Below are 22,079 nucleotides of genomic sequence, written 5' to 3'. Positions count from 1 at the left end.
GCTGGCGACAATAGCAAGAGTGAACCACCTGATCCCTTCCCGAACTCAGAAGTGAAACCTCTTAGCGCTGATGGTAGTGTGGGGTTACCCATGTGAGAGTAAGTCATCGCCAGCTCATTATTCGAAAACACCCCCTGACTAGTGCAGGGGGTGTTTTTTTATGCGTGAAGAAATAGGGAAAGATAAATGGATAGGGAATTAGATTAAAATTAATAATAAATCTAATTAAATAATTCATTTATAAGATGAATCGTTCCTAATAAAAGAATAAATTAGCTGAATAATGAGTCTAAAAAAGACAAAAAATCGGGCGTTCTCTTTAAAATTATGCTATAAAAAATAAAACGGCATAAAAATTGCTTATAAAGTACGGTTAATTATAGGGGGAGTTATTAATGAAATTAGCGATGGGGTTAAAGGTTGCCAATTCCTTATCATTAACACCTCAATTACAACAAGCCATTCGTTTATTACAGCTTTCAAGTTTGGAATTGGAACAAGAAATTCAAATCCAACTCGACAGTAATCCTCTATTAGAGAAAGTTGAAGAACAAAATACCGTTGAAAGTTTAAATAGCTTACAAGAACAAGAAAGGGAAAATAAAGACTTAACCAATGAATTAAATGCCGATCATTTGCCTGATGAGTTACCGGTAGATACGGAGTGGGATGATGTTTATACGCATCAACCTACAAGTTTAGGTGCTGCTGAATTTGAAGAGCGCGAAGATAATCGGCAGGGGCATCAAAGTTTACAAGCACATATGCTTGAGCAAGTTAATCTTTTACACTTTTCTGTGATCGATAAACTAATTGCACACTGTATTATCGATGCTTTAGATAACAAAGGTTTTTTAGATTGTGACTTAAATGAAATTACCCAATCTGTTCAGCATCTTTTAGATTCTATGGATTATGAAGAAGAAGTCGAAGATGACGAAGTTTTGGTGGTTTTAAAGCATATTCAGCGTCTAGATCCTTTAGGGGTAGGTTCACGTAATCTCGCTGAATGTTTAATGGTACAAGTTGAAAATCTTCCTGAGCATATCGAATATCGATATGAAGCTATTTTATTATTGAAAAATTATGAATTGCTGATTAGTAATGAATTACCCAAGTTGATTAAGCAAACCGGTTTAAATACGGAACAGCTTAAACTAGCCATTTCTTTGTTAAAAACATTAAAAGCACATCCAGGGCAAGAGTTTGAAGATAAAGATTCAGACTATCAAATTCCAGATGTAGTGGTGCTAAAAAAGAATGAACATTGGTTGGTACAGTTAAATCCTGATGTAATGCCAAAGCTACGAGTGAATTCTTTCTATGCCAATATGATCAAGCGTGCAGATCAAAGTGACGATAATCAATATTTACGTAATCAAATGCTTGAAGCTAAGAATTTCATTAAAAGCATTGATGAACGACATAAAACTTTATTAAAAGTGGCAACCTGTATTGTGGAGCATCAACGAGCGTTCTTTGAACAAGGGCCTGAGGCAATGAAGCCTTTGGTCCTGCGAGATATTGCGGAAGAAGTTGAACTCCATGAATCCACAGTTTCCCGTGTAACCACAAATAAATATATGCTCACACCACGTGGATTATTTGAGTTGAAATATTTCTTCTCAAGTCATGTTGGAACATCGTCTGGTGGGGAAGCGTCTTCGACGGCAATTCGTGCAAAAATTAAAAAGTTGATTGCAGAAGAAAATACACGTAAGCCTTTGTCTGATAATGCAATTGCAGTTTTGCTTAATGCAGAAGGTATTGATGTTGCTCGTCGTACGGTTGCGAAGTATCGTGAATCGTTACATATTCCATCATCTTCAGAGCGAAAAGTGTTGATCTAAATTTGAAAATCTGACTATTCTAGAGGTTCATTATGACGAAATAATGAATCTCTTTTTTTATAAGGAATGGCCGAAATGATCTGATTGTGTAAATGTATGCTTCGCATATTGAGTTGGATGATTCGGCTTGAACTTTTCCAGTCCTGAAAGAAGGTGAGGGATAGAATTATGCAGATTACAATTCGTGGCCATCATTTAACAATTACGCCAGCAATAGAAGAAAATATTCGTCTTAAATTTGCGGAAATGACCAAACATTTAGATCAGGTCAATAGTATGCAAGTCAAACTGACTAAAGATCATCAGGTTGATAAACGTTCAAAAAAAGGTAGTGATAATCATATTGCGGAAGCGATTATACGATTACCTGGGACAGAACTTTTTGCGCAAGCGTGCGCTGATGATATGTATACCTCGATCAAAAAATTGTCTGAAAAATTAAAAAAACAATTACATAAACATCGAAAAATGCAGCTCATTTATATGCCTTTAACGGTTTAGATTGTAAATTGTACAAAAAGAGGTTTTTTATAACCTCTTTTTTTATATATATAATGTATGTGACTAATGAATTATTTTTTAGATTTATAGTAAAATGACGGGTTTTACACCGTTAGTCCTATATGGGGTCTTGTGATGAATAGTGAACAGCTCACTGAAATTTTAAAAGCTGCTTTTCCAGAAGCTGAGGTTGCAGTTAGTGGGCAAGACGGCAAATATGATTTACGCATCGTCGATGATCAATTTGAAGGGAAACGTCCTGTTGCTCGTCAACAATCTGTTTATGCACCTTTGAACTCCTACATTGCCAGCGGTGAAGTACATGCAGTAACAATTCGTGCAATGACCAAAGAAGAATGGCGCAAAGCAAGCTTATTCGGAGCTTAATAATTAATGGATAAATTTCTGATTCAGGGCGGTACTAAGCTCGAAGGTGAAGTTCGTATTTCTGGTGCGAAAAATGCTGCATTGCCATTACTCGCTGCAACTATCCTTGCGGATACACCTATTACATTAACTAATGTACCAAATCTAAAAGATGTGAACACCTTAGTGAAATTGATCGCAGGTTTAGGTGTTCAAATCAGTTATGAAGGTGATACGGTTAAGGCTGATACTTCTAGCTTAGATAATCAATTTGCACCATATGAACTCGTGAAAACCATGCGTGCATCTATTTTGGTGCTTGGCCCGTTATTGGCGCGCTATGGTAGTGCAAAAGTGTCTTTGCCGGGTGGATGTGCAATTGGTTCACGCCCTGTAGATCAACATTTAAAAGCTTTAGAAGCACTTGGTGCTGAGATCGAAGTTGAAGCAGGTTATGTGCATGCCAAAGTGGATGGTCGTCTAAAAGGTGGCGAAGTTGTCTTTGATATGGTCACAGTTGGTGGTACTGAAAATATTCTAACTGCTGCGGTTCTTGCAGACGGTGTAACGACCATTCGTAACGCGGCTCGTGAACCTGAAATTACCGATCTTGCTAATATGTTGATCAAGATGGGTGCAAAAATCGAAGGTTTGGACACAGATACTTTGGTTGTTACAGGTGTTGAAAGCCTACATGGCTGTGAATATGCCGTTGTTGCTGATCGTATTGAGACAGGTTCTTATCTCGCTGCAGCAGCGATCACTGGCGGTAAAATCAAAACCACACATACTGATCCAAACTTGTTGGAGTCTGTGCTAGATAAATTTGAAGAAATGGGCGCGGAAGTTACGCGCGGTGAAGATTGGATTGAACTGGATATGATGGGTAAACGCCCGAAAGCAGTTAGTTTCCAGACTTTACCACATCCAGAATTTCCAACCGATATGCAAGCACAGCTGATGGCTGTGAATGCAATTGGTCGTGGTTTTGCCACAATTTCTGAAACGATTTTCGAAAACCGTTTCATGCATGTACCTGAATTAGCACGTATGGGTGCCAATATTCAGGTTGAAGGTAATGATGCTGTTGTTACAGGTGTAGAGAAATTATCTGCTGCACCCGTGATGGCAACTGATTTACGAGCTTCTTTCTCATTGGTTTTAGCAGCACTTGCCGCTGATGGGGAAACGTTGATTGACCGTATCTATCATATTGACCGTGGTTATGAAGATGTTGAAGCGAAGTTACAAGGTTTAGGTGCCCAAATTAAGCGAGTAAGTTAATGAGCGATATGAGAAACGATGATCCCAATTTTGACGTAATGGGCAATTTTGATCATGGTTTAACTTTAGCATTAAGTAAGGGACGTATCTTAAAAGAAACTTTGCCATTGTTGGAAACAGCTGGCATTAACTTATTGGAAGATCCGGATAAATCTCGTAAGTTAATTTTTCCAACGACCCATAAGCACGTACGTATTTTAATTTTACGTGCTTCTGATGTACCAACTTATGTTGAAAATGGTGCTGCAGATATTGGGGTGGCAGGTAAAGATGTGCTGATGGAACATGGTGCACAAAATGTGTATGAACCATTGGACTTAAAAATTGCCAACTGTAAGTTAATGACCGCAGGTAAAGTTGGCATGGTTCGTCCGAACGGTCGTTTAAAGATTGCAACCAAGTATGTCAATTTGACCCGTCAATATTATGCAAGCTTGGGCGAGCAAGTGGATGTGATCAAACTTTATGGTTCTATGGAACTTGCACCATTGGTTGGTTTAGGCGATTACATTGTCGATGTTGTGGATACCGGGAATACTTTACGTGCCAATGGTTTAGAGCCTTTGGAAGAAATCTGTAAAGTGTCTTCACGTTTAATCGTGAACAAAGCAAGCTTTAAACGTAAACAAACTTTGTTGAATCCAATTCTTGCACAGCTAGAAAAAGCCGTGGAAGAACGCGAGCAAGCAAAAAAAAGCATAAGTTGTTAAGTTTCTAGCTATGCTGATCAAACCGCTCAAATTTGGGCGGTTTTTTTATGAAAACTGAAAAATAATGTTAAAACTGTATTTTCATCAATTTTAACGAAAGTTATTTTCAATAAAACTCCACATGAACACATGCGATAGATGTCCACAAGCTGCTGTAAAACAGGTAAACTAATCTTTTCCAATAGATTACCTTGTGGGTAAATTGATGCGACGTTTATCGACTCAATATCAAAACTTCAAGCAAGCTTTTGCTGACTTGTTGGCTTTTGAAACTGTGAATGATCCAGAACTTTTAAAAACCGTTGACCAAATCATTGCTGATGTTCGTCAGCATGGTGATGCTCATGTTCTTAAATTGACACAGCAGTTCGATCGACATCCAGCGCATCAATTCTCAGAATTAGAGCTGACACAAGAACAGTTGAAAGCTGCATTTGAGGGGTTAAGTTCAGAAGTGCGTGAAGCCTTAGAACTTGCTGCGAACCGTGTTCGTGAATTTCACCAAGCGCAAAAGCAAGACGGCTGGACCTATGTTGATGCTTTAGGAAATACGCTTGGTCAAAAAGTCACACCGCTGGACCGTGTGGGTATTTATGTGCCGGGCGGTTTAGCTTCTTATCCGTCTTCTGTATTGATGAATGCTGTACCTGCGCATGTTGCTGGTGTGCCTGAAATTATTATGGTGGTGCCTGCGCCGAATGGCGATTTAAATCCATTGGTTTTGGCGGCAGCTTATTTGGCTGGCGTACACCGTGTATTTACCATTGGCGGCGCGCAAGCGGTTGCAGCATTGGCTTACGGCACAGAAACAATTCCATCTGTGGATAAAATCACAGGCCCGGGCAACCGTTTCGTTGCTGCAGCAAAACGTGCAGTATTTGGTCAAGTTGGCATTGATATGATTGCAGGGCCATCCGAAATTTTGGTCTATGCAGAAGGTCAAAACAATGCTGAATGGCTGGCAATGGATTTATTGTCACAAGCGGAACATGACACTGTGGCTCAAGCGGTATTCATTACGCCTGATGCGGATCTTTTAGATCAAGTAGAACAATGGATTGAAAAGCATTTAGAAGCTTTGCCTAAAGCAGATATCGCGCGCACTTCTATTGAAAACCGCGGTGCATTAGTTTTAGTCAAAGACCGTGCTGAAGGTGCTGAATTGATTAACCAAGTTGCGCCTGAGCATTTGATGCTGTGCTTGGATCAAGCACAGGAAATGGCTGAAGATATCCGCCATGCCGGCGCAATCTTCATGGGACGTTATACACCAGAAGCGATTGGTGATTATTGTGCAGGTCCAAACCACGTGTTGCCTACTTCTGGCACAGCGCGTTTCTCATCACCGCTTGGTGTATATGATTTCCAAAAGCGCTCAAGTTTAATCATGTGTTCTGAAGCTGGCGTGAAAACTTTAGCGAAAACGGCTGATACATTAGCGCAGCAGGAAAATTTAGATGCACATGCGCGTTCAGCACGCTATCGTTATCAGTAATTAAATATAGACTAGGTGAAAAACTTAGTTTTCCAAAACTATAAACCTCTCCCTAACCCTCTCCTGAAAGGAGAGGGGAAATCTCATAAAATGAGTATTCCTCTCCCTGAACTAGCTTTAAGGATTCCTTTAAAGCGAAGTGCAAGAGAGGTTAGGAGAGGGTGAAAAAGAGCAAAATAAAATGCCAAATATTACCTCTGAACAAATGCGTTTTTGGAGCCCTGATGTACGTGAATTAGAACCGTACACACCGGGTGAGCAGCCTAAAATCCAAAATATTTTAAAACTCAATACCAATGAAAATCCGTATCCGCCATCGCCAAAAGTGGTGGAAGCAGTACAAAAAGTGTTGGCAAATTCTGCTGATGTTTTACGTTTATATCCAGATCCAGATGCGTCTGAGTTAAAGCAAGCGATTGCAAAACAGCAGCATGTACCTGTTGAGCAGGTCTTTGTCGGCAATGGCTCGGACGAAGTGCTGGCGCACATTTTTAAAGCCTTTTTTGTGCAAGAGCTGCCGGTTTTGTATCCAGATATTACCTACAGTTTTTATCCGGTTTATAGCCAATTTTTTGGCATTGCGGCCAATACTAAAATTTTACCGCTCAATGATGCCTTTGAAATTGTGGTGGATGACTATAAACAGCCGAATGGCGGCATCATCATTACCAATCCGAATGCACCAACCAGCATTGCTTTAGGTTTGTCTGCAATTGAGGAAGTCCTGCAAGCTAATCCAAATTCAGTGGTTGTGATTGATGAAGCGTATGTCGATTTCGGTGCGGAATCTGCTGTAGCTTTGGTTGCCAAATATGAAAACCTTGTTGTTTGTCAAACGACGTCTAAGTCGCGTTCACTTGCCGGTTTGCGCGTTGGTTTCGCGATCGCGCAGCCGCATTTAATCGCAGCGCTTGAAGCGGTAAAAAACAGCTTTAACTCTTATCCGATGGACCGTTTTGCGATTGCAGCAGCCGTGGCGTCATTTGAGGATCAAGCGTATTTTGAAGCGCAAAATGCCAAGGTGATTGCGAGCCGTGAAAAACTTGTAGGTCAGCTGTCTGAGCTGGGCTTTAAGGTATTGCCGTCTGCGGCAAACTTTATTTTTGCCTCATTGCCAAATAAAGATGCAGGTGAGTTGGCTGCTGAATTACGCGAACGCGGGATTATTGTGCGTTACTTCAATAAGCCGCGGATTAATCAATTCCTACGTATCACCATTGGTACAGATGAACAAAATCAGCGCCTTGTGGATACGCTTAAAAACGATATTTTGGCTTGATTGCTGCAAGCTACTATAAATTTAAATCTACCCTAATCTTCCTTTCGAAAAGGTGAGAAGCACTGCTTCGCAAGGGGAGGGTTATAAAAAAGCGATTCAATTGAATCGCTTTTTTTGTTTAATCTTTCGTATACCACGTGTTTAACAAATCCAGCATGGCTTCGACTTTATCAAAGCATTCTTGATATTCAGCATCGCAATCTGATGCGATGGTGATTCCGCCGCCCGCCCACAGCGAAACCTGATCTTGGTATTTTTGAATAGAGCGGATTAAAATATTCCAAGAGCCTGTACCATCGTGATTAAAATAACCCATCGAGCCGCAATAGGCGCCGCGCGGGGAGCCTTCAAGTTCATCAATAATTTGCATCGCGCGAATTTTAGGCGCGCCGGTAATCGAACCGCCTGGCAGGGCAGACATCAGAACCTCAAAAGGGTGTACATCTGTTTTCAGCACGGCCTCAACTTCACTGACCATGTGATGCACTTGATTAAAACTTTCAATATCAAAAAGTTTAGGTGTTTTTACAGAACCTATTTCTGCATAAACACTCAAATCATTACGCAGTAAGTCGACAATCATGACATTCTCAGCCATGTCTTTTTCAGATGATTTTAACCGTTGTTTTGACTGCGCATCTAACACTGGATCTTCATAGCGAGGCATCGTGCCCTTGATTGGCTTAGTAATAATCTTGCGTTCAGGTTTAAAATCTATAAAAAGTTCAGGCGAACAACTTAAAATTTCAAAATCATCAATACGTAAGTAGCCTGAATATGGTGCATCAGTCAGTGACCAAAATTCTTGAGCAGTATCTAAGAGTGAACCTTTAGCTTGAGCTGTAAATTCTTGGGTTAAATTAATTTGATAGCAATCGCCCGCTTTAATATATTCCTGAACTTGATCAAAGGCTTTTGTGTAGTCTGACTTGGACCATCTTGCAGTACATTTTTGCGTTAATTTAAATTGATTCTGAGTGATCTCGGTTTGAATGAACTGAACAATGTAGTCGTAAATCTTAGCTGCAGAATGATCAGAACTATAAAAATACCAACCATCATCTTCTAATTTTAAAAAACTGGAAAATTGTCCTAAAAACAAGCGAGGTTGCGCTTTGGCATGCAGGGAAATCTGTTGCTGCGCTGCATAATCATAGCTAATAAAACCAGCCCAGCCCCCAGAAAACCCGCTGCCTAATTTTGAACATAAATCTTGGAAGGCGATATCTTGCAAGGGCTGAGTATCACATTCCTCATATTGATCTAAATTGGTACGGACATAAGTTTTAAGTTCATCATTCTTAAATTGCTGATATTGATTTGCTAAAAAGCAAATAACAAGTTGGTTTTGATCTTCTAAAAAAATCACATGTGACAAGGGTGCAAGCGCTTGCAAAATATTTTGAGCACTAACATTTTGTTTGAGAATAAATTTTTTAAAAGAAATCGGTTTTTGCATCAACAGAGAAATTAAATTTAAAGACTAAAATGGATTTTATACCATTCCTAATTCATTTGGCTTGCAAATACCGTTTATCGGTAAGAATTAGATTGCGACCAACGACAGTTGAACAAATTTCAGCTTGGATATAATTTAATCGAGCGAGCAAACAACTCAAGGAAAGATTTAACAGTTGTCACAAAATAATATTACAGCTGAATAAATCGAGTGGTTGAAAATCAAAAAAAATAAATACTCTTGGGAGAGTACCGTATGAAAAATTTCACTAAATTAGCTCTAGTTTCTTCAATCGCATTTAGTGCGAATGCTATGGCTATGCAAGCAATGGACGATGCTGCACTTAGTTCAACCACTGGTCAAGATGGTATTAACATCGGGATTGGTATTTCAAAAGTTGCAATCGAGAAACTTTACATTCACGATAATGACGGTTTAGCAACTGATGCAAAAAACGTTGTGACAGGTACAAAAGTTACTTTTGATACAACTACAACTCCTCCTACGCCAACAGGTTTTGCTGCAAATGCAGAAGTTTCTTCAACAAATATTGTTGGTGGTACAGGTAATGCAGGTGCGCTTTTAATTAAGGGGAACGGGATAGCCGGTGATGCTAATGAAAAGCATGGTCTTGTAATTACTGCGAATTCACAAGCTTTGTTAGCAAGTCATAATTTGGCTGATTTACGTATTGACTCAGATGCTGGTAATTCTGCAAAAGGTGGAGCGTTTGTTAATATTGCAGCGCAGGTTTCTGGTTTAGATATTAAAATTGGTGAAATTGGTGTGACTGCATCAGGTACAGCTGGTACTACAGGTATTCGCCGTGGTGGTGATGATAGCAACTACAATGCAATTCTTTCTGGCTTAACTTTGAAAACAGGTCAGATGGCTGCAAATATTCAACTTGGTGCAGCTCCACAGGGTGCAATGATCAAATTGAATACAACTATGATTGGTGGTTTAGAGATTCAAAATCTAGGTATTCTGGATGCATCAACTAAAAACGCTACACGTGCTGCTGGTGAAATCTTTATTGAAAGCATAAAAGTTGCTGATGCGGGTAAAACAGACTTAACCATTAACCAAGATATTAGTGTTTATGGTGCAGAAGGAGCATCAAAAGGATATATTCAAATGGTGAGCAACTCTGGTCCAATTGATAACTATGTGAAAGGTGTTCATTTAGGTAGTCGTACTGCTGGTTCAATTGGTGATATCGAAGTTCAAGGCTTGCAAACATATTATAGCCCTAGTTTAGGTGTTTATAATCCAGGTTCTGTGATTACGATTTCTAGTAAGTAATTTAGAATAAAAATAAGGCGCGTGTTGATCACGCGCTTTTTTTTACAAAAAAGTGCGGAATGACCCAACAAAGCATAAAAAAATGCTGTTTTTTTATAAAAAAAAAGGTATCTTGCATAATACATGGATGTAGAGCATTAGCTCTAAAAAATAATGAAAAAAGGCACATCATTGCCGATAACTAAAAGTTAGAACTTATGTTAGAGATAGCTGTGGGCTCGGCATTGATGTATTACTTTGCCAAAGAGTCCTTCGAATTAAAAGAAAAGCCAGTCGGAACAGTTCACTATACCGAAACATTGGATTCACGAAATGATTCCTTTACTCGGATGCACCGTGAAACTGTAAAAATTAAACCTGCCATTGAGGATCAATTTCGAGGCATTGTTCGGCAAGCCTATGACTATAGCTGTGGTTCAGCAGCTTTAACGACTTTATTAAATGGTTATGTAGGTACACAGCTGACTGAGCAACAGACCATGAATGGTTTGCTGAAATTTGGTGAAACTGAAAAAATTATCGAACGTCGAAGTTTCTCCTTATTAGACATGAAACGTTTTGTCGCTGCTGTCGGGCTAGAAAGTGGGGGCTACAAAGGGGAGTTTTCAGATCTAGTTAAGCAAGGTCAGCCTGCAATTGTTCCCATTTCATATGCTGGTTTTAAACATTTTGTGGTTTTTAAAGCCTATAAAGATGGGCGTGTTTATGTTGCAGATCCAGCACTAGGCAATATCAGTTTCGATGAAGTTCGATTCCAAGAAATATGGGAAAACAACACATTATTCTTAATCAATGTTGCGCCTGAGCAACGTAAAAATTTATTGGCTTTGCAAGATTCAGACTTGCGACATGTTGAAGATGCAACCGTGAACCGTTATGCATTGGTTGATATTCAGTATCCGCAGTTTTACATGGAAAAAATTGCAGACAAGGCATCTACGATACGACTTGATAAAAATATGAATGAAGAGTCGGAGTCTTATGGTAAATCGAATTACAACTTTCTAAGGCTTTACTATAAGAGTAAATAATTAGATGAATGCGTATAACAAAGCGTCAAGATTAAAAAAATAAAAACGGTGGGAAGGAACATGAATCGTAAATGGATGAACAAAACACTACTAGCCATGAGTATTCAAGTGGTGATGGGGGTTGCATATGCAGCTGAAGAGCCAAGTCTAGGAGAGTATGATCCGGTTGAGCAAGAGACAGTTGTTGAAGAGTCGGCATCTCCTGTTACGGCAACCCAAGCTGATACTGCACAAGAAGCTGCTGCCGAGCCTGAAATTGGACAGTATGAATCTGTTGAAGAGCCAGTACAATCTGAGGCACCACAAGTCGAAAGTGCTACTGCCACTGAAAAGGCATCGACAGCACTTCAACAGCAAGAGGGTGATGCGAGCCAAGAAGCGAATTTACAGGAAGTATTTAGCTCGAATGAACGTCAGTATTCATTGATTAAAAAAGGTGAAATATCATCTTTTTACGATATCGATTATACCTATTACCGTGATACTCAACTTGATATGGAAATGGCACAAGGCCAACTTTATCAACTCCGTGTACAAGAGAATGCCACACACTCAATGACCAATACATTTACCGTGCAATACGGTGTAATGGACAATTTGACATTCTCTGCAACTGTGCCTTTAGTAGCAAAAACTGATTTATTAAAAGATACTTCAACTGCTGGTTTAGGGGATATTTCTTTAGGCGCACGTTGGGAACCCTTCCCATTGAAGCAAGGTCGTTTGCCTCTTATTTTATTTGGTAATTTGTCCACGAAAACTGGTGATAGTCCATACGAAATTAATGCTGTAAATGATCTAGCAACAGGTAAAGGTTACTATTCTGCAGGTATCGGTGCCAGCACACGTAAATATATTGATCCCGTTGTGTTGTTTGCATCCGTCTCGGCAAACTATGGCTTCAAAGAAACTGACTTAAACCAACGTCGTGGTTCGCGAGTCATTGAAGAGTTTGAACCGGGGATTAGTGGCGGTTTTGCATTCGGTTTTGCATACTCGTTTAACTACGATGTTTCCCTTACCATGTCATATCAACAAAGTTTCAATACCGGCGCTGAATTTACCTATAGCAGTGGCGAATCCTATTCACCTGCAGACCAAACCAGCTCAACTCTCGCGATTTCTTTAGGTGTACGTGTATCTCCAGAGACCATTGTGAATGGTACGGTGGGGTTAGGTTTAACTGAAGATGCACCAGATGTGTCATTAGGGTTGTCTTTCCCGTTGGATATTCTAGGTTTTGGAAAAAAACTTCGTTAAGAGGGCTGTCGTATGCGTAAAATTCGACTCAGCCCACTTGTTAGTGCGATCGTTTTAACGGGCTGTTCTAGTGCTGCTTTTGCACAATTGGGTACCAACCTTTCAGTTGATGTACGGTCACTTGCATTAGGTAATGCAGTAACTGCGGATCCTCCAGGAATTAGTGCAGTACATTTTAACCCTGCAGCATTAACTAAGATTGAAGGTTTGCAAACAGATATGCAGGGCATCATTGCAAACTTTGATATTCAACGTGAATTTACCGTTCCTGCGGGTTATAACGTTTTTGGTTATTCAGATGATCCATTAGTCTGTAATGATGGTCCTGAAGTGACGGCTGATATTTGTACGGACTTTAAAGATAAGGTTTCTGGTGATGTTGAATATGCATCCTTATATGTACCTGTCTTAAAAAAGATGGTGGATTTTGGTGCTGGACAACCCATTGCCGCGCCAACGATGGGGATTGCCTACAATCCACCGGGTTCTAAAGCAACATTCGCATCAGCTGTTTATGCGCCTTTGATTGCGGGTTTTGGTGCTGAAAATGGCAACCCAGGTAATTTCATGGGGCAACAAGTTGCTCTAGAGCGTATTACTTATCTATCGCCAACTGTGGGTTATCAAGTTAGTGATGAGTTATCGATTGGTGGTGGTGTAGGGATGTCCTATCAAGCCATTGGATTGAAATCTGACCTGCGATTTCCCAATGAGTTGATCGGCATGTTAAGGATGATTGATGAAGTCGTCTGTACGCCATTTAAGGAAAATTCGGACATTATTACCGACATCTTGCTATTGGGGATGTGTAATACCGAAGAAGGGATGAATCCATTTGGCAAATTTGGTCAGATGGAATTGGCTTTAGAGCAGTCGCTGAGCCCAAGTTATAACTTAGGGGTTTTGTGGGAGCCACGCGAAGATTTTAGTTTTGGTATGGTGTACCAAAGCGCTGCGAAAATGCGCATGAAAGGCCGTTATCGCATTCATAATGCAAAAGCGCCTCAGGAGATGATTAAGGGATTAATGTCATCACCAACAGGTCAAATTTTAGCTGCAATTTTAGGTTTCCCAAATGCCGTGCCAAACTCGGAGTCGGGTTTAGTTTCGATGGATTTTGAATATCCACAGCATGTACAGGCCGGGATCAAATATAAGGTCATGCCTGATTTACAAATCAATTTTGATGTGGGCTGGACGGATTATCGTGCTTGGGACAAATTCCGTTTTGAATTCGACCGTCAAATTTCAGCGCTGAAAATTGCAAAATTATTATCTGAAAATGTGACCGATAATTCTTTGGCCTTACCTTTGAAATTTACATCGCCTTGGAACTGGGGTATTGGTATTGAATATTCTGCAACAGATCGTTTGAAATTACGTGCAGGCTATGAACCACGGAGTACGTCTATTCCTGATGGTAAGCGAAATACCATGGTCCCAATTAATGGTGCGCAGCTCTTTGGTATGGGGATTGGATATCGTTTTGATGCAGATACGGATTTAGATTTATCAATAGGCTTTTTACGCAGTAAAGATAACATTCCAGCGAATACTAGTAGTCTTGCAAACTTAACCGGTGTGAATAACTTACTTTTAAACCCATATGCTGGACTGAATGTAAAAACCGATACGAAAATCACCATCCTAGGATTAAATTACAGAACTCGTTGGTAGGATAAGCAGACAGAATGAAAAGGATTTTATTCATAAACGCGTTACTTGTACTGTCTGTGGTGCAAGTGTCGTATGCCTATGCCGGGGCGTTTCATACCATTATTGGGCCGGATGGGCGCCCAATGGTGGTACAAATACAAGAAAAAGCTGTAAAGAAACCCAAAGAAAGTTCTATAGCTAAAATGATTGATTCACCATCTGTACAGCAACACGTTACTCAACCATCTGTAAGCATTAGTCCGTCTCAAACCAAGACACCGATGACGCGTCAAACGAGTCCAACAGCACAGGCTGCTGAACCGGTGAAGTTTCAGAGTTTAAGTACACGTGAGCCGGAAAAACGGGATGATAATAAAGCTGTCACAGTCGATAAAATTAAAGAGGTCTCAGGTGATAACGTTCCCAAATCTGAAAAATCAGTACAAGAGTCAGGTACTTCAACAAAAGTTGTACCTTCAACCACATGGACCGAAAAGTTACAGCAATCAGAGCTAACCCAACCTAGTGCTCCGTATCAGGCCAAAGTTCAGGCTGAAAAAGATAAACCTATCGTCGAAAAAAAGATCCTTGCTGAGAAAGTTGTTAGCACTGATAAAGCCGTACAATCTTCAGGTGAAAACTTAGAAAATAATTCTTCAAAACAATCGACTCAGGTAAAACAAGAGCAAGGTTTTTCGACCATGGCCGGTGAAAAGTATGTCAATAATGAATATCTGGAAGATAAAGAGTTTAACTTAGAAGGCAAAAAGCGCTTTTACACCATGCCCGAAGGCGTTATTGACAGCAAGATGGGGCAAACGCGGATGCAAACGATTGAACGTGAAAAAGGTGTCAGTCGCTCCGTCATTGATAATTTATTTAAACGCAATCAACCCGAAGATACAGGCCCAATCACTTTAGCCACATCGTATTATCGGGTCTCACAAGCTGACACCATTCAAGGTTTAGGTCAGCAATGTTTTTCGAATAAAAAAATGAAGAAAGCCAAAGAGCTCGACTTAGCTCAAGATATTAATTTATGGCCTCGAGCACCGTTGTCGGACGAATTTGACTATGAAGTCGTAAAACTAAAATCACCATTACAAAATATTCGTATACATTCATTTGCATCCAAAGTACAAAATCCTACATTTTATTGGCCATTTGCGGTATTTTTAGACAAAAATGGATGTGTCATGGAAGGCGCAGGTGGATTCAAAAATAACCAAGATGAAGCGGATCATCTTTACCATGAAAAAATAGAAGGCGTGATTCAAGTGCCTAAAGGTAGCCAGTATTTATTCTTAACGCCTTTAGCAACAGCAATTGACGTCGATGGCCGCGTATTAACCAATCAAGGCCAACTTAAATTAACAGCAATCCGTTAAGGACATAAGAAAGAGAATTAGGATGAAAAATAAAATTTTATTACCGTTTGCTTTAACGGCATTGGTTGCAGCGCTCAGTGGCTGTGGCGGTGAAAGTGCAAATGTGAATCCTGAAATTTATGATACCAGTACGACCAATGGTACTTGTAAAAGTAATACTGAAGGCTGTGTTGAGTTCGTTTTAGATTATCCAATTGAAGGTCTGAATTTTAATTGTTCGAGCGACGTTAAAAATACCTACATTACTTTATTTGATCTAAAAGAAGGAGTTTCGACAGGTGCCTGCAAAATTGGCGATACGGTGACTTTCTTTGTCCAAGGTGAAAAATCACGTCGAATTGATTTGGGTAAAGTGGATTTGAAGCAAATTTCAAATGTAGCCAGTGGCACGACACCCCCACGTTTGACCTTATTGGATTTGGCTGCCGGCATCGCGGGTAAACCTGCTGCAACGATTTCAAATAGCGACGCAACGGTTAAAGTGGCCATGCGTTTAGCCAAAATCATTCAAGCCTTGGCATTGAAAAATAATAGTGCAGTTACAGCTACAGACATCCAAGCGGTTTATATCAACAATGCAGATAAAGTTTTGATTGATCAAATCACTCGAAATGTCGCGACAGCAGATTTCAGTATCAGTTCAGATACGGAATTTAATGACCTGTTTACACCTTGGCTAGACCTGTCCGAAGTCAGCAATGAAAATGCATTTACCTTAGTTTCAAAACTCATGAATATCTCAACGGCTGCGGTATATCAGCCTGAGTTTGCGTTATTTTCAACTGATGGCGTGATTACCAATGCCAGTGGTTCAAATGGACTGGTGGGCTGTGATAAAAATGAATGTTTGCCGACCGATAGTTCAAAAGTCAATTTATTTGGTCATTTCATGTTAATGACGGACCGCCAAGGTATGACCTTTGGTAGTGGTTTACAGTGGAAGGGCAAAGTAGATCAACAGTTGAGTACCATTGGTGGTGTGAATGTCTTGCTCTTGACGCAGGTACGACCAACACGTTTAACAGCAACGCCACAGGACAATTGGATTGATCCGCTTACCAAGCAAATTGATAAACCTGGCATTCTGGGTTTCCGTTTTGATGCAGAAGAAGCCAACTCTGGCCCGCTGATTATTAAACAAGGGACGCTACTTGCCGACAAAATGGTGGTCGGTACGGGTGGAAGTTTATATAAAACGTTAATGGCTAAAAAAGATGATTATGTTCTGACGGCCGATGATAAGAAAAAATTAGGCCTATGGGAGCAAAACATTAACCAAGTGCAATTTAAAGGCACGATGGATTTATACAAGCTCTATCCGCTGTCGTATTTAGACAAAAAAGTCTTTAAGTCTGTTGAAAATATTGCTGCTGGACAAAATTATATCTTCCCGTTATATGCAGATTTAACCTTTAAATTTACCGATACCTCGATCAAAACAGTGAAATTGGGTGTGGTGATTGACCGTAATGGTGATATTCGCACAAATATAAAATCTGGCGTGCCAGATGATGTATTTACTCGTCAAGATAGTCAAATTGTCGACTTGTCTACACACGCGACGGAAGGCTGTAGCGGAAAAGATGTGCTTGACCCACTATTAATGAAAGATGACAAAGGTGTACAGCAATACCGTATCGGAACGACAACCCGTACTTTTACACCAGAAGGAAATATCAATCCAAATACCATTTCGATTCGTATGATTTTAGCTGACCCATATTTCCATACCCTTGATGGCGCGCTGATTGGAATGAACTCAAGTGTGAAAACATCTGCGGATACCACAATGGTTGTGGGCGGTGCTTTAGTGCAGTTACACAATATGATTAACGCCAATGCAGGCACGCGTCCATCTGGCGTTGCTTTGACGGATTCGGATAATAAAGTGGTGAAGTGGGGGAATAGTTTGGCCAGCTTTAGTTATATTTATAGCTTAAAAAATCCAAATGATACTGCTGCGGCTCAAACGGCGAAGTTAAGCGGTGGTGATATCTCTTTAGAGTTGGCCCCTTGTTACACCATCAAGGCAAAATAATCGTCAAATATGAGTAAAATAAAAAAGCCCATCAGTGATGGGCTTTTTTAATATTGAGAGCAGCAAATTAACCAGTGTGATCGAGTCGCGTACCAAGGGTTTCGAGATGCATTTCAAACTGACCTGTTTTGCGGTCAGCAAAATAATGCCGCAGCGTTCTTTCCACACTTGGAAAGGCTAAATCATCCCAAGGAATTTCTTCTTCACTAAACAATCGTGATTCAATGGTTTCATCACCCGCACCAAATTCTCCATTGATTAGTTCAGATTTGAACAAGGCATAAATTTGCCCAATACGGGGAATGTTATACATGCAATATAGTTGCTCAATGTTGACTTCTGCTTCGGCTTCTTCGCGAGTCTCACGCGCTGCACCCTGCTCCATCGTCTCATAGAGTTCCATATAGCCAGCGGGTAATGTCCACAGCCCATAGCGTGGCTCAATCGCACGACGGCAAAGTAAAACTTGATTGTCCCAAACGGCTAAAGCACCACAAATGACTTTAGGATTCACATAATGAATAAACCCACATGCGGTACAAATACGGCGTATCTGATGATCTCCAAGCGGGATCGCTTCTTTTGTTTTTTGTCCGCAGTTTGAGCAAAAGTTCATATTCATCGTCATGGATTGTGTGAACCGTCAGAATAACTTAAAAATAAAACTTTGGCATCATTTCTAACCAGCTTGGCCGAAATTCAGCTATGATGAAAATAAGATAATTATAAGGATGTAATGTGGATGGATGAGGGTTTATTGACTCAGCGATTGCAGCAAAGTTTACGTTTTTCTAAGCGTATTCAACCCGCGCATGCTGCTGTATTGATTGCGATTACCCAAGAAGATAATCCACGTATTTTATTGACCCGCCGCTCACTCTATATGAATAATCATGCAGGTGAAGTGTCCTTTCCCGGTGGCAAACGTGATGCTCAAGACACCAGTAATATCGTGGTGGCTTTAAGAGAAGCTCAAGAAGAAACTGCTCTAAATCCATTTGATGTACAGCTTTTGGGTGATTTACCGATGCAAAAAGCTCGGAATGGGATGTTGGTTAAACCGATCGTAGGGTTGATCCCGCCTGATGTAAATTTGATACCTCAACCCACTGAAATTGATCGTATTTTTTTTGCATCATTAAGACAGCTTTTAGAAACGCCACCAACGCCATATGAAGTTCGTTTTGCCCAGCAATCGCTTTATTTTCCCAGTTTAAGAATCGAAAACGAAATCGTATGGGGCTTGACTGCACGGATGTTGATTTCCTTATTTCAATATGGTCTGAATTATCAAAAAGAATGGCCTTTTTTATTAAATTCTCCTTCATTTCATTTGGGCCGTGAGCCATAAACCTTTATTTAGAAAGTCAAAATAGGATGTTTGATCATGTTGTACAAATTTCAAGGATATAGCCCGAAAGCCACGCATCAACCTTGGGATGGTTGGGTTGCAGAAAATGCAACGGTCATTGGCCAAGTTGAATTAGGCCGAGAAGTGAGTGTCTGGTTCGGAGCCGTCATCCGAGGGGATAATAGTCGTATCAAACTGGGTGATTTTACCAATGTACAAGAAAATGCGGTGCTGCATACCGATGCGGGCATTGAAATGACCATTGGCGATTATGTCACGATTGGGCATCAAGCCATGCTACACGGATGTACCGTAGGTGATAATAGTCTGATTGGAATCAATGCCGTGGTCCTAAATCATGCCGTGATTGGTAAAAATTGCATCATTGGTGCAAATGCTTTAATTCCAGAAGGGAAGGTGATTCCGGATAACTCTGTTGTGATGGGGTCACCGGGTAAAGTTGTTAAGACTTTAGATGAACAAGCGGAAGCACGTCTAAAAATGAGTGCCATGCACTATGCCGCTCATTTTAAACATTTTACTCAACTAGAAGCCGCTGAACTTTAGAACGCTATACATGGCAAGCAAAAAAGCCTCGAAGTTTGTCGAGGCTTTTTATAGATTAAATACAGAAAGCGCTGAGTCTGTGGTGGAACATCTCGCGAACTGCGATGGAGTGGAGTATCATATTCAACGTTTTTTAAGATTAAATTTAATTAAGGTTGCGCATGAAATTACTGGCATTGGAAACTGCCAATGAGCAGTGTTCCGTCTCGATTGTAGATGAAACTCAAGAGCTTTATTTTCAACTCGATTTACGGGCAAAAGCGCAGACGCAAACCATTCTCCCAATGATTGAGCAAGGGCTTAATCAAACTGCTATTGAGTTAGCTGATTTAACTGCGATTGGATTTAGTCGTGGGCCTGGCTCATTTAGTGGTGTTCGTATTAATGCAGCGGTAACACAAGCCTTGGCATGGGCCAATGATATACCTGTTGTTCCAGTATCAACTTTGCAAGCTTTGGCTCAAGCGGCGCATCGTGTACATGGTTTGACCCAAGTAACGGCAGTCCTTGATGCACGCATGCAAGAAGTGTACATCGCCAGCTATCAACTCGATGCCAATGGCATTATGCAGGCTGTTGATGAAGAACAATTATTAAGCTACGCCGATGCCACACCACAGATCAAATTTACTGTCGTGGGTTCTGGTAGTGAGCTCATTCAATCAGAACAAACACAATACAAAGACTTAAGTGCAACAGCACAAGATATTGCTACTATTGCCCGCGAAGCGGCGCAAAGAAAAGCATGGGTGAGTGCTGAACTTGCATTGCCCGTATATTTACGAGATAACGCCTGGAAGAAAATTTCAGAACAAGGCAAGCCATAATTAGGGTTATATATGGATCTTCTACTGCTGCTCAAAGCGGCAATCATGGGTATTGTTGAAGGTATTACCGAATTTTTACCGATTTCAAGTACAGGGCATTTAATTCTGGCTTCAGAATTAATGAACTTTTGGACCAAAGAAAAAAGTGATGTTTTCGTGATCGCAATTCAAATGGGTGCGATTGCGGCGGTGATTTATGAATACTGGGGCCGCCTGTGGGGCGCAGCAACCGGTATGGTGACTGGTGAAGAAAAAGGTCGCCGTTTAGGTTTTGGCTTAATTCTCGCTTCGATTCCAATCGTATTGATTGGTTTGACGTTTGGTCAGACGGTGAAAGAGCTGCTGTTCAATAACATTGCGATTGCTATGGGGTTGATTATCGGTGGTTTGATCATTATTTGGATCGAAAAAAATCCACCGCAAGTGCGTGCCAAAGAAGTAGAAGATTTAACCATTAAAGATGCGATTTGGATTGGTTTAATTCAAGTTTTGTCTTTAATTCCAGGGACTTCACGTTCAGGTGCGACTATTATTGGTGCCATGTTCTTAGGGGTTTCTCGTAAAGCAGCCACTGAGTTTTCATTCTTTTTGGGTATTCCGGTTATTGTCGGTGCAGGTTTGCTGGATTTATATCAAAGCTATGATGTATTTCAAGGCACTCAAGATTGGACTGTGATCGCCGTTGGTTTAATCGTTTCATTTGTCTCTGCATTGATTTTAATTCGTGCGCTTGTCGCTTATGTGGCAAAACGTGATTTCATGATTTTTGCGTGGTATCGAATTGTTTCAGGTTTATTGATTTTATTGTTCGCATTTACAGGCTGGAAATTATGGTAAGCGAAATCCGCTTATACACAGAACAAGAGTTTCATGAGAAAGCACAGCAGTATTCTGCTGTGCTTTCTTCACGTGGTGTATCTGTAAATATTGAATTGATTGAAAAATTAAACGCGCGTTTTTTACGTTTAAACTCTGAACTCAGTTTGTGTGTCGATGCAGATGGTTTGTGGTTAGCGGCCAATGGCATGAAGATGCAACCCGATTGGAAAGCAGAAGTGGGGCGTTTAAAGCGAGCATCCTTAAAGTCTGAGATGATTGCACGTGCGTGTAATTTGGCTGAAAAACCACAGCTTGTAGATGCAACCGCAGGGCTAGGGCATGATAGTTTATTGATGGCTCATTTGGGTGCGCATGTGACCCTTGTGGAACGTCATCCAATTTTATTTACCCTATTGGAAGACTCACATCAACGTGCGCAGCAAGATGCGTTTTTAAGTTCGGTTGTAGCTCGAATTGAATTGGTCTTTTCAGATTCGGCAGATTATTTGAAACATTTGTCGACGACCAATCAAATCTTTGACGTGGTTTATCTCGATCCGATGTTTCCGCAGCGAGATCAAAACCAGCAAGCCGTCAAAAAGCAAGCTCAGGTCAAAAAACAAATGCAATTACTGCATTTGCTGTTACCTGAAGATGGTGAGATGGATTTAGGTGATAATTTACTGGATTTAGCACAAAAAATTGCTAAACGTGTCGTGGTTAAACGTCCACGATTGGCGGTTTTTTTAGCGAATCAAGAGCCACAACATCAGTGGCAAGGTGATGCTTGTCGCTTTGATGCATATTTCCAACATGATCTTGTGACTTAAAATGATATTTGCTTCAATATTGTTCAAAGATTTGTTATATAGTTAAAAAATAGCATTGCTAAA

General features: G+C 40.5%; 20 protein-coding genes and 1 rRNA gene. 19 read left to right on the top strand and 2 right to left on the bottom strand.

The window, feature by feature from the left end; translation table 11 throughout:
- From rrf to hisC, 8 genes are all read left to right on the top strand, one after another.
- Positions 1-115 (top strand): 5S ribosomal RNA (rrf, locus tag FTU12_RS04710).
- A gap of 280 nt (positions 116-395) precedes the next feature.
- Positions 396-1,850 (top strand): RNA polymerase factor sigma-54, encoded by a 1,455-nt coding sequence (locus FTU12_RS04705; RefSeq protein ID WP_180113850.1) that lies wholly within the window; start codon positions 396-398, stop codon positions 1,848-1,850.
- Between the two features lie 168 nt (positions 1,851-2,018).
- Complete coding sequence (hpf, locus tag FTU12_RS04700) at positions 2,019-2,351, top strand: ribosome hibernation-promoting factor, HPF/YfiA family (protein ID WP_078191195.1); 333 nt, start codon at positions 2,019-2,021, stop codon at positions 2,349-2,351.
- Between the two features lie 135 nt (positions 2,352-2,486).
- On the top strand, positions 2,487-2,738 hold the full coding sequence (gene ibaG, locus FTU12_RS04695) for a BolA family iron metabolism protein IbaG (RefSeq protein ID WP_168378494.1): 252 nt from the start codon (positions 2,487-2,489) through the stop codon (positions 2,736-2,738).
- A gap of 6 nt (positions 2,739-2,744) precedes the next feature.
- Positions 2,745-4,001, top strand: a complete 1,257-nt coding sequence (gene murA, locus FTU12_RS04690) for a UDP-N-acetylglucosamine 1-carboxyvinyltransferase (RefSeq protein WP_078191193.1) — start codon at positions 2,745-2,747, stop codon at positions 3,999-4,001.
- Positions 4,001-4,711 carry an ATP phosphoribosyltransferase gene (gene hisG / locus FTU12_RS04685; protein WP_180113849.1) on the top strand — a complete coding sequence of 237 codons (711 nt, stop codon included), beginning with the start codon at positions 4,001-4,003 and terminating at the stop codon, positions 4,709-4,711. Before murA ends, hisG begins: the two co-directional genes overlap by 1 nt.
- 193 nt (positions 4,712-4,904) lie before the next feature.
- On the top strand, positions 4,905-6,206 hold the full coding sequence (gene hisD / locus FTU12_RS04680) for a histidinol dehydrogenase (protein WP_180113848.1): 1,302 nt from the start codon (positions 4,905-4,907) through the stop codon (positions 6,204-6,206).
- A 181-nt stretch (positions 6,207-6,387) separates the two neighbouring features.
- Positions 6,388-7,485 (top strand): histidinol-phosphate transaminase, encoded by a 1,098-nt coding sequence (gene hisC / locus FTU12_RS04675; RefSeq protein ID WP_180113847.1) that lies wholly within the window; start codon positions 6,388-6,390, stop codon positions 7,483-7,485.
- 118 nt (positions 7,486-7,603) lie between these two features.
- On the opposite strand, the gene pabB is transcribed toward hisC, so the two are convergent.
- Positions 7,604-8,944: an aminodeoxychorismate synthase component I gene (gene pabB, locus FTU12_RS04670; RefSeq protein ID WP_180113846.1), complete on the bottom strand. Its 1,341-nt coding sequence runs from the start codon at positions 8,942-8,944 to the stop codon at positions 7,604-7,606.
- 255 nt (positions 8,945-9,199) lie between these two features.
- On the opposite strand from pabB, the gene FTU12_RS04665 reads away from it, so the two are divergent.
- From FTU12_RS04665 to FTU12_RS04640, 6 genes are all read left to right on the top strand, one after another.
- Positions 9,200-10,249 (top strand): DUF6160 family protein, encoded by a 1,050-nt coding sequence (locus FTU12_RS04665; protein WP_180113845.1) that lies wholly within the window; start codon positions 9,200-9,202, stop codon positions 10,247-10,249.
- A 197-nt stretch (positions 10,250-10,446) separates the two neighbouring features.
- A complete protein-coding gene (locus FTU12_RS04660) occupies positions 10,447-11,280 on the top strand; it encodes a C39 family peptidase (protein ID WP_180110712.1) in 834 nt (277 codons plus the stop codon).
- A 60-nt stretch (positions 11,281-11,340) separates the two neighbouring features.
- Complete coding sequence (locus FTU12_RS04655) at positions 11,341-12,540, top strand: hypothetical protein (protein WP_180113844.1); 1,200 nt, start codon at positions 11,341-11,343, stop codon at positions 12,538-12,540.
- 12 nt (positions 12,541-12,552) lie between these two features.
- Positions 12,553-14,217 carry an OmpP1/FadL family transporter gene (locus FTU12_RS04650; RefSeq protein ID WP_180113843.1) on the top strand — a complete coding sequence of 555 codons (1,665 nt, stop codon included), beginning with the start codon at positions 12,553-12,555 and terminating at the stop codon, positions 14,215-14,217.
- A 14-nt stretch (positions 14,218-14,231) separates the two neighbouring features.
- Positions 14,232-15,584, top strand: a complete 1,353-nt coding sequence (gene filE, locus FTU12_RS04645; protein WP_180113842.1) for a putative pilus assembly protein FilE — start codon at positions 14,232-14,234, stop codon at positions 15,582-15,584.
- 22 nt (positions 15,585-15,606) lie between these two features.
- Positions 15,607-17,622: a hypothetical protein gene (locus tag FTU12_RS04640; protein ID WP_180113841.1), complete on the top strand. Its 2,016-nt coding sequence runs from the start codon at positions 15,607-15,609 to the stop codon at positions 17,620-17,622.
- Between the two features lie 67 nt (positions 17,623-17,689).
- Here the strand turns inward: FTU12_RS04640 and FTU12_RS04635 are convergent, their stop codons facing one another.
- Entirely contained in the window at positions 17,690-18,238 is a 549-nt protein-coding gene (locus tag FTU12_RS04635; protein ID WP_180009934.1) for an NUDIX hydrolase, read from the bottom strand.
- A 126-nt stretch (positions 18,239-18,364) separates the two neighbouring features.
- Here FTU12_RS04635 and FTU12_RS04630 point away from each other — a divergent pair, with 126 nt between their 5' ends.
- From FTU12_RS04630 to FTU12_RS04610, 5 genes are all read left to right on the top strand, one after another.
- The gene (locus tag FTU12_RS04630) at positions 18,365-18,973 is read left to right on the top strand and encodes a CoA pyrophosphatase (RefSeq protein ID WP_078192365.1); all 609 of its coding nucleotides are present in this window, start codon (positions 18,365-18,367) and stop codon (positions 18,971-18,973) included.
- 36 nt (positions 18,974-19,009) lie between these two features.
- The gene (locus FTU12_RS04625; protein ID WP_180113840.1) at positions 19,010-19,540 is read left to right on the top strand and encodes a gamma carbonic anhydrase family protein; all 531 of its coding nucleotides are present in this window, start codon (positions 19,010-19,012) and stop codon (positions 19,538-19,540) included.
- Between the two features lie 161 nt (positions 19,541-19,701).
- Complete coding sequence (tsaB, locus tag FTU12_RS04620; protein ID WP_180113839.1) at positions 19,702-20,367, top strand: tRNA (adenosine(37)-N6)-threonylcarbamoyltransferase complex dimerization subunit type 1 TsaB; 666 nt, start codon at positions 19,702-19,704, stop codon at positions 20,365-20,367.
- 12 nt (positions 20,368-20,379) lie between these two features.
- The gene (locus tag FTU12_RS04615) at positions 20,380-21,204 is read left to right on the top strand and encodes an undecaprenyl-diphosphate phosphatase (RefSeq protein WP_078191179.1); all 825 of its coding nucleotides are present in this window, start codon (positions 20,380-20,382) and stop codon (positions 21,202-21,204) included.
- The gene (locus FTU12_RS04610; RefSeq protein WP_218945800.1) at positions 21,198-22,016 is read left to right on the top strand and encodes a class I SAM-dependent methyltransferase; all 819 of its coding nucleotides are present in this window, start codon (positions 21,198-21,200) and stop codon (positions 22,014-22,016) included. The genes FTU12_RS04615 and FTU12_RS04610 overlap by 7 nt, the downstream gene beginning before the upstream one ends.
- Positions 22,017-22,079 lie beyond the last annotated feature (63 nt).

This window comes from Acinetobacter sp. YH12063 (genome assembly GCF_013419715.1).
GTDB classification, from domain to species: domain Bacteria; phylum Pseudomonadota; class Gammaproteobacteria; order Pseudomonadales; family Moraxellaceae; genus Acinetobacter; species Acinetobacter amyesii.
Note: the sequence above shows the minus strand (reverse complement) of the source record. Positions and strands in the feature narration are given on the sequence as shown.